Raw genomic sequence first — 14,999 nt, 5'->3', positions numbered from 1 at the left:
CCTAGCCGCCAGATACCACGCCCCTTCCCACAGGAAACGCGGCCTTGGCAAGGAAAGACACCGGAAACGGGCGTTTTCGGGGCGAGCCTCAGCCCTCGACAATCCTGGGCCTGTCAGCCATTAACCAAATGGACGCATCACTTGCGTTACGTTAGCTTCGCCTCATCTCAGCAACAGCTTCGCCAGAACAGTCCTGCCCTTGTCCAACCTGCGTCCCCTTCCGCTCATCCAGAGAGTTTTTGCGGCACTCGCCCTGCTGGTGCTGCTTGCCGGCTGCACCACCACGACGCCGCCCGACAGCGTGCTGGCCGTGCCGGCGCCGGCGCAGAAATATGCCGCCATCGTCGTCGACGCCAGGACCGGCAAGCAGCTGTTCGAGGTCAGCTCGACGGCGCAGCGCTATCCGGCCTCGCTGACCAAGATGATGACGCTCTATCTGCTGTTCGAGGCGCTGGAGTCCGGCCGCGTCACCAAGGAGACGCAGATCCCGGTTTCCGACCATGCCGCCTCGCAGCCGCCGACCAAGATGCGCTTCCGGCGCGGCGAGAGCATCGACGTCGATTCGGCGATCCGCGCCATCGTCGTCAAATCGGCCAACGACGTGGCGGTGGCGGTCGGCGAATATCTCGGCGGCAGTGAAGATCAGTTCGCCGCCATGATGACATCCAAGGCGCGCCAGCTCGGCATGACCAGCACCACCTTCCGCAACGCCTCCGGCCTGCCCGACGACAGCCAGATGACCACCGCGCGCGACATGGCGGTGCTCGGCATGGCGCTGCATCAGCGCTTTCCCCAGCAGTTCCACTATTTCTCCGAAAGCGATTTCATGTTCCGCGGCAGGCTGGTGCGCGGCCACAACGACATGCTCGGCCGCGTGCGCGGCGTCGACGGCATCAAGACCGGCTACATCAGGGCGTCGGGCTTCAACATCGTCACCTCCTACAATGCCGACGGCCGCAACCTGATCGTCGTGGTGATGGGCGCCGACTCAGCCCGCCAGCGCAACGACCATGTCGAAGCGCTGATCCAGCGGAGCCTGTCGCCGACGACGGACGGCGCCAAGACAAGGCTGATGTTCGCCGAACAATAGCGGCCGCCGCACGTTTGCACCTGGCTGCGCGGTGATGGATTGCCCGGTGAGGGCAGTTATGCTACTGTTTTGGCTATGGTGCCGAGTCGCGCCAATTGATCCACCGGAAACGTGACCCGCCCGCAAGGCGGGTTTTTTGTTGCCGTCGCCGTGCAGAACCTTTGCGGGACGCTGGCAGGACAGCACCCCCCTCTGTCCTGCCGGACATCTCCTCCGCAAGGGGGGAGATCAGCGGCTTCGGCGCTACGCTCACTCCTGTGACGGTGGAAATTGGCGAAAGCCGGGATAACAGCCAATCTCCCTCCTTGCGGGGGAGATGTCCGGCAGGACAGAGGGGGTGATTGGCGCTAACATCGGGCAAGTTCTTCACCGCAACAACACACAGGATCCTCGGGTCCGCGCGACCGCTTCGCTCCCGCTCCGCCCGTGGATGACGAGCGATCGGCCTCGATCAAAAACAATTGTACCGCCGCGAAATCCGTCGCGAAGCTGGCGATGTTGCGGCATAGGCATATCACCGCCCAGCACCACCAGGAGCCCACAATGAGCACCGTCCCCAAAACGCCCGAGCAACCGGCCGACAATCAGAACGATGACGGCGGCGAATATTTCGAGGCGCCGATCGTCGGTGAGCTGGAGGCCGATCCGGTATCGGACGAGCACTTCGAGACGCCCGAAGTGCCGGACTCCGAACCTGCGGGCCCAGGCGCCCACCGTGGCAAGCCGAAGAAAAAACCATCGGCGATCTCGGGCCGCAAATTCCGCAAGCGCGATCTGGTGCGCATCGACACGCTGCGCCCGAGCCTTGCCGACCGCATCCGCTCGGACCATCCCGACCTGCCGGCCGGCGCCCGCATCAGCCGCGCCGAGCTCGGCCGCTACCGCATGCGCTACATGGAGGAGCTGCTGCAGCAGGAGCACGGCGAATTCTCCGAGCTCGACCGCCAGGTGGTCGAATCGATCGCCAGGCAGGACACCATTTCCGAAAACTCGGAGGAGGAGTTCGAGGAGCACCGCACCTTTGCCGACCGCGTCTCCGACAACATGGCTTCCTTCGGCGGCAGCTGGTGGTTCCTGATCTCCTTCGGCAGCGTGCTGCTGGTGTGGATCGGCATCAACCTGATCGCCGGCATGAGCGCCGCCTTCGATCCCTACCCCTTCATCCTGCTCAACCTGCTGCTCTCCTGCATCGCCGCCATCCAGGCGCCGATCATCATGATGAGCCAGAGGCGGCAGGAGTCCAAGGACCGCCTGCGCTCCTTCAACGACTACCGCGTCAATCTCAAGGCCGAGCTCGAAGTGCGCCACCTGCACGAAAAACTCGACTACCTCATCTCGCGCCAATGGACCCGCCTGGCCGAAATGCAGCAGATGCAGCTGGATGCGATGCACGAACTGACAGGTGCGAAGAAGCCGAAGCGGGCGGTGCGAGGGCGGCGGACGGTTAAGAGCGGGGCGGCAACCTGATAGGCCGCAGCCTGGAAGCCCCGAGCCAACTCGCCGCCAATCTCCAATTGCCCGTTGAAGCCCGCGCCTGCTTCCGCTAAGAAGCCGTGACTTGCCGGTTCACCGGCTGGTTCGTTTTCCGGATTCCGGGAAGCACCCGTAGCTCAGCTGGATAGAGCGCTGCCCTCCGAAGGCAGAGGTCACAGGTTCGAATCCTGTCGGGTGCGCCATGACACATCACCAAACAATTGAAATTTTTGCGATTTTTCACGAAGCGTAATTTTGGGATCGCCCAATAGCTTCTCCCAATCATGTCGGAATCAGAATGACTTGCGCGTAACGTAACGGCATTTAGCAATCCCAAGCGATCTCACTGGCAATATGTGTTCCAAAGGGCATGAATTGCGGTCGCTTTCGCGATGGCCTTGCGCCCAGGTAAAAACTCAAGCCGTTTGAAGTCCGAACGACTACCTAGGCTAAAAAACGCCTTGTCGAGCAAAGGCGGCATTACGTCGACATCGCACGCACAACCTTATTTTTTCAAGACCCGCTGCCGAACTGTCGATCGTTGGTGTACAAAGAGGCGCGCTCCGGCGCGTCTGTGAGTCTCAGAATTGGTATAGAAATGACGTTAACTTGCGGTGCTTTGTTCTCCGGAATCGGCGGATTCTGTCTCGGCTTCGAGCAGGCTGGTTTTCAATCTTCTTGGGCAGTGGAGATCGACGATCATGCGGCGGAAACGTACAGGAGAAACCTTCCGCACGTCCGCCTGATCACGAAAAGCGTATCCGAAATCGACGTCGTCGCTGACAGCTTGACGCCTGTGGATATCCTTCATGCAGGCTTTCCTTGCCAGAGCTTCTCTCAGGCCGGAGAAAAGAAAGGCTTTGAGGATCCTCGAGGTCGCCTGTTTTTCGAGATCATCCGCATCATCGAGCAATTCGGCGACGAAAAGCCAAAAGTTCTAGTGTTGGAGAATGCGCCGTTTCTACGGTATGGTGAGGGTGGAGCATGGTTTCTGGAGGTTCAGCGTGCCATCCAGAAGGCTGGATATTGGTTCAGACCAGAAAACGCCCAAGAACTGAGCGCCTTCGAACTGACAGAGTTGCCCCAGCAGCGAACCCGCCTGTTTATGGTCGCCCTCTCCATGGAGCACTTCAACAGCGGGCGATTCACTTTCCCGGCTGAGAAGAATGCGACGCCGAAGCGCCTGAGGGACTACATCAGCTTCGAAGAAAGCGTAGCAGACGAATATTATCTTGATAATGAGAATCGTTACTACAAGATGATCTCAGAAGCCGTGACTGATCGCGAGCGCCTTTATCAGCTTCGCAAGTATGAGGTACGCGCGAAGGAAGCGGGTGTTTGCCCAACACTGACTGCCAATATGGGCCTCGGCGGTCATAATGTGCCATTCATTATGAATGGCCACGGATTGAGAAAGCTGACCGAGAACGAATGCTTGCGATTGCAAGGTTTTCCAAAGGATTTTTCGTTTCCTGAGGTTGTGCCGCGTGCGAAACGTTATACACAAGTTGGTAATGCGATCGCTGTTCCGGTAGCAAAACTTTTAGCGGAACGCGTAAAAGCCAAGCTTGTGAATGGGGTATCCTAATTGGCAAAGGTGGGGTTCGAGTTCCCGATTGACGCGTCGGGTTAATGGGACGGTTTCAACGATTCCGCGATGGAGCACTTCAGCGGCAACCCGTTTCAGCATCTTGGCCGCGAGGTCCCACAGAACACCATAGACGCGAAAGCCGGAAATCCGGCGCGCATCCGCGTTTCGCTTAAGAAAATCTCCCCGTCCCGAATTCCCGACTTCGATAGCTTTTCAGCAACGATCGACAAGTGCTTAGTTTCTGCGAAGGTCGAGCAAAACGAGAAGGCGATCAAGTTTTTCAATCACGCGCAGGGCCTGCTCAAGAAAAAAGACCTGCTCGTTCTGCAAATCGAAGATTCGAACACGATCGGAGTTAAAGGTCCGTGTGAAAACGGGCAGCCGTTCTTCGCCCTTCTGAAAGCCACAGGCCAGAGCCGTAAGGCTGATACATCAACGGGATCCTACGGCATCGGAAAGTTCGCACCTTTCACCGTTTCCGGATTGCGTACGGTCTTCGTGACGACAGTTTGGAAAGACGAGGACGAGAACTGGCACCATTACGTCCAGGGCAAGTCCGTACTTATGTCCCACCTCGACAAGAAAAAGGTACGAAGAGGAACCGGGTTTTGGGGCGAAACCGACGGATGCATGCCCATCACCTCTATCACGGATGACGTTCCTGATTGGCTACGCAGAACGCATGACAGTCAGATTTCAGGCTTCGCCGGCACGACGCTTAGCATCTTAGGCTTCGACGCTGTGAAGGACTGGCAGAAAGTTTTGACTGCCAACATCCTCATGAATTTCTTTGGCGCGATCAAACGCGGCGAGCTGGAAGTTTCCATCGAGGGAGGCCACGACATCAATTTGGCAAGCCTGGATACTTTGCTGAACGACACGACGCTGGCCAAGGTGGCCGACGAGCAGGAAGGCGAAGCAGGGCGCTTCAGGACAATTCTGAGCTACCTGGAAGCTCTGGAAGGTGGCGAAGGCGTTTCTATCGAGAACACGCAAAACCTTCATCTTGGCGACTGCCAAGTACGAATTCTTGTCGGTGAAAAGCTGCCGAAAAAAGTGGCCGTGCTGAGAAACGGTATGCTGATTACTGAGGAGCTCACTGGGCTCAAGCGCTTCGGCGAATTCAAAGACTTCGTTGCGGTGCTTGAGTGCACCAGCACCAAGGGTCAGGCACTGCTACGCGGAATGGAGCCGCCACGCCATGATGCCTTCGAACCAGAGCGGCTTCCGCCAGATAAGCGTAGCGCTGGCAAAACGGCACTTAAAGAGCTTGCTGCATTTGTTCGCGAAATGCTTAAGCGTCATGCCCAAGATCCTGTCACTGAGGTGACGAATCTTGATGAACTAGCGGACTTTTTCGCCGACGAGGAAGACGAAGGGGGCGGAAAGAAGCCGGATGAAAACCCTGCAGGAAAAATCGTCATCCGTGCGCGGCAGATAAAGATTAAAACGCGAGCGCCAAACTCTGTCTCGGCTACCAACGAGGTCGTCTTAGACCTCGACGACAACGACGTCGTCGACAGTCCCGAAGAGACCAATGCGGATGGCAAAAATATTGGCCCCGGCGCAGGCGGTGCAGGGGAGGCAACAGCAAACGATAGCTCGGGTGGAGACGACGCGAGCGAGGGCGGGATGGGCAACGCGCAACACGGAGCTTTTTCCGCAGCTCCGGTCCGGGACGTCCGAGCCGTTCCCCTCTTAGACAAACGGCGCCGCCGGATCGCCTTCACACCGCTGAGAACCGGTATGGGGCGAGTTGTGCTCCAGGATTCCGGAGCTGACACCGATAGACCTCTGAACGTCGTAAATTCGACGATCGGCGAGGTAACAGCCGGAATTGTTGGTTCGCTTCAGATGATTTCAGGGGAACGTCTGTCGTTCGAGGTCGAACTCGACCGTGAGTTTATCGGCACGATCAAGGTTGTAACACATGCAGTTTGATCTTCTCAGGGCGTTCCCCTACCCCGTTCTTCGTCCATCGGTTGACGACTATATCGATGGCGACATCCAAGCGACCGTCGACTTCACCCAATCGGGCGACGGTCTGACGCTTACGGCTAATATCTCCTTCGCCCTCTCGGTGCCCGAGATCGTGGCGGAAATCGAAGCCGGACGCGCTGCATATTCCGTGGTGTTCGCATGCCGCGACACCTACTTCCGGAAGGCTGTGCTTAGCGATGTCCCGACGTTCTCTCACAGTTTTCCTGCAGGGTCCATTCGCGGTGAGGTGCTGATCTACCCCTACGTCGTGGCGAGGACGAACATCGCAAGCTTCACGTGCAAATGGATCAATGCCGAATTCGGCGCAGGCCCGTTCGCCTTCGATGAAGGCGCAGCACTGGCGCTCGAGGTCCCACAGGCGATCTACGTCGATCGCGACGCGTTCAAACCCATTAGTTCGGCGTTCCAGCTGGTCAAGAGCTATGACGTCCCCGACAATCAATGGCGCGTGGACCCCTACGGCGACAAAGTTATTATCTCTGTCAGCCCCGACACCAAGGCAAAAATCGACCTAGCCCGCAACGATAGCGGGAAAAAGGCCATCCTTCTCAACTCGATCTATCTTGGCGCGGTTATCCAGTGCGTTTCGCTACTGAAGTACGAACCCGATGAAGTCGAGAACTATAGATGGGCGCACATCTTCCACAAGAGGTGTGATGACCTGTCGATCAACCTGGACCATCAGAGCGCGTCTTTCGTAGCTCAGGAACTAATGAAACATCCTATGAAGCTCATCGACGCTTATTTCTTCAAGGCGGATTTATGAAGGCTAGACTCCTGAAGGGTGTGACCCTCGAAGAACTCCGTCAGGCGGTTCCGACCAATCTTCAGCAATATCGAAGTGGAAACTTCGAAAGCATTGAAGTCGACGACGCCCTTTGGTTCTCGCTTGACCGCGAAGTGAATGAGTCGCGTCTCAAGGACATGACGTTTTCGAAGGGCGCCGACCACTATGAGGTGGACAACTGCATTGTTCTCTACGATGCCTTCGACGGCCTTACAGCTTATGAGGCTCGTGACGAGCGGCTGTGGGCTTATTATGTCCACACCCATCTCCTGGAATATTCGAGACGCCGATGGCCGATCCCGAACGACGATGAGCAGGCCGTTACGCATATACGCAGGCACTTCTTCGCCCGTGATAAACGTCAAAGCGAACGAGACAACGCAGGGTCGCGGCTCTGGTGGATGGCGCATCTCTGCGCTCGCGTACCCGAGCTTGATAGGGAGGTCGCGCTCGAGGCTTTTCTTTTCAAGTCTGACGTCCGGGCAAACCTAGTCGAAAGGCCGACGACGTCGCAGTCGACGGAACTTTTTGGAGCGATCCTAGAAAGGCTCGTTGCGTCTTATAAAGGTAACAAGAAGCTCTTCGAGCGCCGGTCTTTCCGAAAGCTAATGGCAGAAGTCAATTCCATCGGCGGCTTCAAGCTGATCGATTGCTTCGATAGCATCCAGGCGTCTAACGTAGTGTCTGATCTTATTTCGACTAAACTAATGATCGCCGATATCTGACCGCTAAGTTAAAGCCAATAGGCCATCAATAAGAAGAACTACTAGGCGGCGGTCAGGTCAAGATGTGCGCTGGCGCGGATGTGCACCAACTGATTCCTGTTGCCAATCCGCCTAGCCCGCTTGGTTCTGGCTTGTTGCGTTGCGCGAAAGGTTCGCGGCCTCAAGTAACTCCCACCCCCCTCACACTCTCCCGCTCCACCAGCGGGCACTCCAGCTTCGTGATCGGATACCTCCCCCGTCCCGCCGCCGCCGGCGCTTCCAGCTGTTCGATCGCCCATTGGCCCATCGCCATGTGCGGCAGGATGGAGGTTGTCAGCGGCGGGAAGAGGTGACGGGCGATTTCCTCGTCGTCGTAGCCGACGACGGAAATGTCCCCAGGGATGTGCAGGCCGGCTTCCTTCAGCGCTTCGTAGCAGCCGATCGCGGTGCGGTCGTTCTGGCAGAAGATGGCGGTCGGGCGGTCTTTCAGCGCCAAGAGCTTGACGGTCGCGGCGTAGCCGGCGCTGGCCGACCAGTCGCCCTCGATCACCCGCTCCGGATCGAACGGGATGTCGGCGGTGGCGAGCGCGCGGCGGTAGCCCTTCAGCCGGTCCTGTGCGGCCTGCATCCACGGCTCGCCGGTGATGGTGGCGATGCGGCGGTGGCCGTGGCTGATCAGATGGCGGGTCGAGCTCTGGCCGCCGGCGATCTCGCTCGGCACCACGGCGGGGAAGGCGTAATCCGCCGTGTAGCAGTTGAGCAGGATCACCGGGATGTCGAGGCCGTAGAGATAGTCGGGCGCTGTGATCTCGCGGGTGAAGATGGTCATGTAGATCAGCGCCGAAATGCCCCGCTTGGTCAGGGCTGCGATGGCGCGCGGCTCCATGACGGAATCGCCCAGCGTCTGCGCCACCAGAAGCACGTTGCCGGCATTCCACGAGGCCTGGCGCGCACCCTCGATGGCAACGACGGCTTCCGGGCTGGTGGCGAGCTGGTCGACGGCGAAGCCGATGACGCCGTCCAGGCCTTCGAAGGCGGGCCCCTCGAAGGCAGGCAGCGCCGGGTGGAGTGCCTCGAAAGCAGGCGCGGTGTAGCCAAGCGTCCGCGCGGCTTCGATCACCCGTTCGCGGGTCTGCTGCGACAGCTTGATCCCTGGCGAATTGTTGAGCACGAAGGAAACGGTCGCCTGCGAGCAGCCGGCCGCCCTGGCGATATCGATCATGGTGACGCGGCTCTTGGCGCCCTTGGCCGGCGCCTTGCGCCGCCTCGCCGTGTCGCTGGCCCGATCCGTCGTCTCGCTCATGGCAAATCCCAGTCTGGCAGGCCGGTCAGGCCGGCAAGATGGCGTGACGCCGTCGATCTATAGAGATATCGTCAAGGTCGTTTATAACTATTAGTAAGCCGGAGGTCCATCCGCCATGCATCTCCATACAAGCCAAAACTCAAAGGGCGAAAGGCTCGGGCGGCGGCCTGGCCGTGCGGACGGCTCGCCGGTGGATACGCCGCGAAAACCGCCGGCATTGCCTAAAACTAATACTGTTTACTAATACAAAAATGCGCTGTACCGTCAATCTGTCGCATCCGGCCCGGTGGGCTCGGGCGGCGGGAGAGTACGAAAAATGGCCCGATGGCGAGCGGATCCTACCCCCGCAAGCCTTGTCGCAGATATGTGATATGTCAGACAAATCGGACTATTTACGAACGAAGGATGAGTCTCTAAGGTCCATGATCGTGGCTGGAACGACGCCATTCTTTCTGTGCCGGGAACCCCTTTGAGGAGGAGGGCGTCCACGCTGCAAACGGCAAATCAGGTCAGTGCAAGATCGGCCGGTCCAACGACTGAGCCAAACGGGAGGTTGAACATGAAATCCTTGATACGAAATGCATCCGTAGCCGCGACCGCGCTGCTGCTTGGCCTGTCGGCCACGGCGATCGCGCGCGCCGACGACAAGCCGACGCTGGCCTTCGTCGTCAACGGCGCTTCCGATTTCTGGAAGGCCGCCGAAGCCGGCGTCAAGAAGGCGCAGGGCGAACTGCCGGACTACACGCTCGAGCTCAAATATCCCGAGCAGTCCTCGGTCGCCATCCAGCAGCGGCTGATGGACGATCTGGTGACGGCCGGCGTCAAGGGCATCATGGTCTCGGCCGTCGATCCCAAGACCTCGACTGATGGCCTCAACAAGATCGCCTCGGAAACGGCGCTGTTCACCACCGACTCGGACGCCCCGCAGACCAAGCGCGTCGCCTATATCGGCTCGTCCAACGTCGATGCCGGCAAGCAGGCGGCCGAGATCGCCAAGAAGGCGATGCCCGATGGCGGCAAGTGCCTCGGCTTCGTCGGCCTGCTCGGCGCCGACAATGCCAAGGAGCGCATCCAGGGCATGAAGGACGGCCTGGCCGGCACCAAGATCGAGCTGATCGACGTGCGCGGCGACGACATCGACCAGGCGCGCGCCAAGAAGAATGTCGAGGACGCGCTGGTCGCCAGCCCCGACGTCACCTGCATGGTCGGCTTCTACTCCTACAACACGCCGCGCATTTATGAAGCGCTGCGCGACGCCGGCAAGCTCGGCTCGATCACCGTCGTCGGTTTCGATGACGATCCGATCACGCTGGGCGGCGTCAAGGAAGGCACCATTGCCGCCACCGTCGTGCAGCAGCCCTTCGAATGGGCCTATCAGGGCATGAAGCTGATGGCTGCCTACCTCAAGGGCGACAAGTCGGGCATCCCGGAAGGCAACCTCATCATCATCCCGACCAAGATCATCGGCAAGGATGACGTCGACGCCTATGCCGCCAACCTGAAGGCAATGGCTGGAAATTAAGACTTGAAGCAGTTCAGCCGGCTCGAGTTCGCTTGAGCCGGCTGCTCGCATTGACGAACCGCGCGAGGATCGTCAGTCTGCCAAAAGGTCGGCCCGCCAATCGCTGTCAGGCATGATGAATTATTCCGAGACATCCATCGCAGCAACCACGCCGTTCCTCAGCCTCGAGAACGTGCGCAAGACCTATCCGGGCGTCGTCGCGCTGGACGGGTTTTCCATGGAGGTCAGGCCGGGCGAGGTCATCGGCCTCGTCGGTGAAAACGGCGCCGGCAAATCGACCTTGATGAAGATCCTCGGCGGCGTCACCACGCCCGACAGCGGCACGATCACCGTCGACGGCACCGCGCATGACAGGCTCTCCGTCGAAGGCAGCCTGGGGTCCGGCATCGCCTTCGTCCACCAGGAACTCAATCTGTTCGAAAATCTCGACGTCGCCGCCAACATCTTCTTCGGCCGCGAGCCGTTGCGCGCCGGGCCGCTCAAGCTCGTCGACCGCGCCAAGCTGCGCACCATGGTGGCGCCGCTTTTGAAGCGCGTCGGTGCCAATTTTTCCGCCGACACGCAGGTCGCGACCCTGTCGCTGGCGCAGCAGCAGATGGTCGAGATCGCCAAGGCGCTGTCGATCGAGGCAAGGCTGGTCATCCTCGACGAGCCGACATCGAGCCTGCCGCTCGCCGAGACCGACAAATTGCTCGACGTCATCAAGGCGCTGAAGGCCGACGGCATCAGCGTCATCTTCATTTCGCACCGCCTGCACGAGGTCGAGCGTGTCGCCGACCGCGTCGTCGTGCTGCGCGACGGCATGCTGGCCGGCACCTTGCCGAAGAGCGACATCGGCCACGACCAGATGGTCAAGCTGATGATCGGCCGCATGCTGAAGGAGCGCGAAAAGGCCTCCGAGGCGGCGCGTGCGCCCGGCGCCACGGCGCTTGCGGCCAAGGCCATCCGCACGCCTGCCTATCCCGGCCGGCCGGTCGATCTCGACGTCAGGCGCGGCGAAATCCTCGGCCTTGCCGGTCTTGTCGGTTCCGGCCGCACCGAGCTGGCGCGGGTGTTTTTCGGCATCGACTCGAAGCTCGGCGGCGCGCTGGAACTCGACGGCAAGCCGCTCGCGCTGGCTTCCGCGGCCGACGCCGTCGCGCACGGCATCTTCCTGGTGCCGGAAGACCGCAAGCTGACCGGCATCCTGCTCGACCTGTCGATCGCGCAGAATATTTCCCTGCCCAACCTGCCTGCGCATGCGCGCCGCTCCCTGGTGTCCTCGAGCGCCGAGACCGCCACCGCCGAGAAGCAGAAGAAAGATCTCGGCATCAAGGCGCCGTCGGTGCAGACGCGCACCGGCACGCTGTCGGGCGGCAACCAGCAGAAGGTCGTGCTCGGCAAGTGGCTGGCCATGAACCCCAAGGTGATGATCCTCGACGAGCCGACGCGCGGCATCGACATCGGCGCCAAGGCGGAAATCTACGGGCTGATGCGGGCGTTGGCCGATGCCGGTGTCGCCGTGCTGATGATCTCCTCCGACATGGAAGAGGTGATCGGCGTGTCCGACCGTATCGCCGTCATGCATGAGGGCCAGATCTCCGGCATTCTCGACAAGGATCGGTTCAGCCAGGAAAACGTGCTGCTGCTGGCGGTCGGCAAGCAGCCGAAATAGTTTTTGTTCTGCCGAGGGTTCTCGCGGAACCTGTCCAGGCAGGCATTGGGGAGAAGACGATGAGCAAGAAAGATCTCGGCCTGCTGATCCTGATCCTGGTGGTCGGGGCGATCGTTGCGCTCATCAATCCGCGCTTCCTGTTGCCGATCAACCTCGCCAACACCTCGAACCTGATCGGCCTGTTCGGCATCCTGTCGATCGGCCAGGCCTTCGTCATCATCACCGGCGGCATCGAATTGTCGGTCGGCTCGGTGGTGGCGCTGCTGGGCACGCTGTTCATCGACTTCATCGCCGTGCGCGGCATGGGATGGCCGGTCGCCTTCGTGCTCATCCTGGTGCTTGGCGCCATCATCGGCCTGGCGCATGGCTGGCTGATCACAAGACTGAAATTGCAGCCTTTCGTCGTCACGCTGTGCGGCCTGCTGATCTACCGCGGCGTCGCCCGCTTCTACACTGGCGACGGCACCGCCGGCTTTGCGTTCGGCCAGAATTTCCCCGACCTCGAATTCCTCACCGCCGGGCGCTCTTATGGCGTGCCGAACAGCTTCATCGCGCTGATCGTTATTTCGATCGTCATGTGGGTGGTGCTGCACCGCTCGGTGTTCGGCCGCTATCTCTACGCCATCGGCAAGAACGAGGAGGCGGCGAAATATTCCGGCATCCGCACCGGCCGTGTCGTCATCGCCGCCTATGTCATCTGCGGCGTGCTGACGGCGCTGTCGGCAATCTATTTCGCCATGTACACGCGCTCGATCTCGCCGGCCAGCCACGGCCAGTTCTACGAACTCTACGCCATCGCCGCAGCCGTGCTCGGCGGCTTCTCGCTGCGCGGCGGCGAAGGCTCGCTGATCGGCGTCATCCTCGGCACGGTGCTGCTGCAGGAGTTGCAGAACCTCGTCAATCTGCTTGGCATTCCGTCCTCGCTCAACTTCGCGGTGATGGGCGGCGTCATCCTCATCGGCGTGCTGGTCGACCAGCAATGGGGTGTGTTCCGGGAACGGCGGCTGATGGTCGACGCCACCCGCAAAAGCGCTGCCGGCGCGGCCGCGGAATAGCACGGCGCGGACTTCCTTCTCCCGCAAGGGGAGAAGGAAGAACGTCAGATCAGGCCCGACATGTCTGAAAATGCCATCGCCTTGCGCAGCACCTCGGCGAAGCGTTCGCCAGCCGCCTCGCGCGGGCCACTGTTGTCGATCGAGGTGACGCCGGGCCCGGACAGAGTGACATTGGCGCTGCGTGCCAGCCGCGCCAGCACTTCGCCGCGTGACTCGCGGCCGCGCATCGCCAGGCGCTCGGCCAGCACTTCAGGTGAGGCGGTGATCTCGACGATGGCCAGATTGGCATAGCGTTCGCGCAAGAAGGGGATGATCGCGCGCGACACATTGGCGACAGCAACACGGCCATTGGCGACAGACCAGTCGATATCGGCGGGGATGCCGTAGCGCAAGCCGTGCGCTTCCCAGGAGATGGCGAAGGCGCCGTCGGCTTCGGCTTCGACGAAGGCGGCATCCGCCAGCGTGTCGTGATCCTCGCTGGCCATATCGCTCGGCCTGGTGATGACCCGGCGGACGAACTCCAGCCTTGTCTCATCGGCAAAATGGCTGCGGGCGTAGCCGATCACCGTGTCCTTGCCGGCGCCGCTTGGGCCGACCACGGCGACGAAAACGCCACCGCGGATCGGAAACGTCTCGGCCGACAGTTCCCGCTCGATCAGTGCCGACACCATCATGCCACCCGGCGCCCCTGCCGCCAGACGGTGCGCACGACTGGGACATGGTCGTCGACACGCACCCGCACCAGATCGGCGCGGCGGCCCTGCTCGATGACGCCGCGGTCGGTCAGGCCAACCGCATCGGCCGGGTTTTTCGAAACCATGGCGACCGCCTGCGGCAGGGAAATGCCTTCGACGACATCGCCGAGGAAGAACGCCGACTGAATCAGGCTGAAGGGAATGTAGTCGGACGACAAGATGTCGAGCAGGCCGTCGCTGGCCAGCGTACGGGCCGAAACATTGCCCGAATGCGAGGCGCCGCGCATGACGTTGGGCGCGCCCATCAGCACACCCATCCCGGCCTCTTTCGAGGCCCTGGCCGCCTCTTCCGTGGTAGGGAATTCGGCGACCCGGACGCCCTGTTCGATCGCCTCGTCGACATGGCCTGATGTGGCGTCGTCGTGGCTGGCCAGCACGATGCCGCGCTCCTGGCAGGCGGCGGCGATCACCGCCCGGTTCGGCGCCGAATTGCGCGCCGATTCTGCCATCCGCTTTTCGCAGAACACTTTGAAGTCGCGATCGGTCAGCTTCAGCTTGCGCTGGTAATAGTAGGCATAGGTCTCGAGGTTGACGAACTGGCGCTGGCCTGGCGCATGGTCCATCAGTGATGCCAGCTTGACCCGCTCGTCGCCGTCGAAATTGACGAAAGCCCTGAGGCAGTCCGGTGCCGAAACCTCGCAGCGCAGATGGATGAAATGGTCGGCGCGCAGACGGTCCTGCTTCACACTGTCCTCGATCGCGTCGGCCAGTTTGCGGATGTCGGCCGATGTCAGGTCGGCGTCTTCGTCCATGCCGACGCGCAAGGCGTCGAGCACGGTGGTGATGCCGGCGGTTGCCACCTGCGCGTCATGGGCGAGCACGGCGGCGATCGGGTTCCAGCGCACCTTGGGCCGCGGCGCGTAATGGCCTTCAAGATGGTCGGTGTGCAATTCGACCAGCCCCGGAATGATATAGTCGCCGCCCATATCCTCGCCGATGTGGCTGGTGCCGGCTTCGATGCCGGCTATAAAGCCGTCGCGCAGCACCAGCGAACCCTCGACGATCTCGTCGGCAAGCACGATGCGGGCATTGTGGAGAACGGTCTCGGCGGTCATTTCAGGCAG

Annotated in this window: 12 protein-coding genes and 1 tRNA gene; 10 read left to right on the top strand and 3 right to left on the bottom strand. The window is 60.8% G+C overall.

Annotated elements, in window-relative coordinates:
- Nucleotides 1-199: 199 nt before the first annotated feature.
- From EOA16_RS26905 to EOA16_RS26875, 7 genes are all read left to right on the top strand, one after another.
- Nucleotides 200-1,090: a D-alanyl-D-alanine carboxypeptidase family protein gene (locus EOA16_RS26905; RefSeq protein ID WP_127260834.1), complete on the top strand. Its 891-nt coding sequence runs from the start codon at nucleotides 200-202 to the stop codon at nucleotides 1,088-1,090.
- Nucleotides 1,091-1,633: 543 nt separating this feature from the next.
- Complete coding sequence (locus tag EOA16_RS26900; protein WP_127260833.1) at nucleotides 1,634-2,557, top strand: DUF1003 domain-containing protein; 924 nt, start codon at nucleotides 1,634-1,636, stop codon at nucleotides 2,555-2,557.
- A gap of 132 nt (nucleotides 2,558-2,689) precedes the next feature.
- Nucleotides 2,690-2,766 (top strand) — tRNA-Arg (locus tag EOA16_RS26895).
- Nucleotides 2,767-3,107: 341 nt separating this feature from the next.
- Nucleotides 3,108-4,151, top strand: coding sequence for a DNA (cytosine-5-)-methyltransferase (gene dcm, locus EOA16_RS26890; RefSeq protein WP_127260832.1), 1,044 nt, complete (start codon nucleotides 3,108-3,110; stop codon nucleotides 4,149-4,151).
- A 69-nt stretch (nucleotides 4,152-4,220) separates the two neighbouring features.
- Nucleotides 4,221-6,095: a hypothetical protein gene (locus EOA16_RS26885; RefSeq protein ID WP_127260831.1), complete on the top strand. Its 1,875-nt coding sequence runs from the start codon at nucleotides 4,221-4,223 to the stop codon at nucleotides 6,093-6,095.
- Nucleotides 6,085-6,921 carry a hypothetical protein gene (locus EOA16_RS26880; RefSeq protein ID WP_127260830.1) on the top strand — a complete coding sequence of 279 codons (837 nt, stop codon included), beginning with the start codon at nucleotides 6,085-6,087 and terminating at the stop codon, nucleotides 6,919-6,921. Before EOA16_RS26885 ends, EOA16_RS26880 begins: the two co-directional genes overlap by 11 nt.
- Nucleotides 6,918-7,667, top strand: a complete 750-nt coding sequence (locus EOA16_RS26875) for a DUF6339 family protein (RefSeq protein WP_127260829.1) — start codon at nucleotides 6,918-6,920, stop codon at nucleotides 7,665-7,667. The genes EOA16_RS26880 and EOA16_RS26875 overlap by 4 nt, the downstream gene beginning before the upstream one ends.
- Before the next feature lie 160 nt (nucleotides 7,668-7,827).
- Here the strand turns inward: EOA16_RS26875 and EOA16_RS26865 are convergent, their stop codons facing one another.
- Nucleotides 7,828-8,949 carry a LacI family DNA-binding transcriptional regulator gene (locus EOA16_RS26865; RefSeq protein ID WP_164754399.1) on the bottom strand — a complete coding sequence of 374 codons (1,122 nt, stop codon included), beginning with the start codon at nucleotides 8,947-8,949 and terminating at the stop codon, nucleotides 7,828-7,830.
- Nucleotides 8,950-9,508: 559 nt separating this feature from the next.
- Here EOA16_RS26865 and EOA16_RS26855 point away from each other — a divergent pair.
- From EOA16_RS26855 to EOA16_RS26845, 3 genes are all read left to right on the top strand, one after another.
- On the top strand, nucleotides 9,509-10,471 hold the full coding sequence (locus EOA16_RS26855; protein WP_127260828.1) for a sugar-binding protein: 963 nt from the start codon (nucleotides 9,509-9,511) through the stop codon (nucleotides 10,469-10,471).
- Between the two features lie 115 nt (nucleotides 10,472-10,586).
- On the top strand, nucleotides 10,587-12,125 hold the full coding sequence (locus EOA16_RS26850) for a sugar ABC transporter ATP-binding protein (RefSeq protein ID WP_127260888.1): 1,539 nt from the start codon (nucleotides 10,587-10,589) through the stop codon (nucleotides 12,123-12,125).
- Nucleotides 12,126-12,184: 59 nt separating this feature from the next.
- Nucleotides 12,185-13,180, top strand: coding sequence for an ABC transporter permease (locus EOA16_RS26845; protein WP_127260827.1), 996 nt, complete (start codon nucleotides 12,185-12,187; stop codon nucleotides 13,178-13,180).
- 44 nt (nucleotides 13,181-13,224) lie between these two features.
- Here the strand turns inward: EOA16_RS26845 and phnN are convergent, their stop codons facing one another.
- Nucleotides 13,225-13,854, bottom strand: coding sequence for a phosphonate metabolism protein/1,5-bisphosphokinase (PRPP-forming) PhnN (gene phnN, locus EOA16_RS26840; protein WP_164754398.1), 630 nt, complete (start codon nucleotides 13,852-13,854; stop codon nucleotides 13,225-13,227).
- Complete coding sequence (locus tag EOA16_RS26835; RefSeq protein ID WP_127260826.1) at nucleotides 13,851-14,990, bottom strand: alpha-D-ribose 1-methylphosphonate 5-triphosphate diphosphatase; 1,140 nt, start codon at nucleotides 14,988-14,990, stop codon at nucleotides 13,851-13,853. Before EOA16_RS26835 ends, phnN begins: the two co-directional genes overlap by 4 nt.
- Nucleotides 14,991-14,999: the final 9 nt, after the last annotated feature.

Origin of the sequence: Mesorhizobium sp. M7A.F.Ca.US.008.03.1.1 (assembly GCF_003997495.1) — a bacterium.
Taxonomy (GTDB): domain Bacteria; phylum Pseudomonadota; class Alphaproteobacteria; order Rhizobiales; family Rhizobiaceae; genus Mesorhizobium.
Note: the sequence above shows the minus strand (reverse complement) of the source record. Positions and strands in the feature narration are given on the sequence as shown.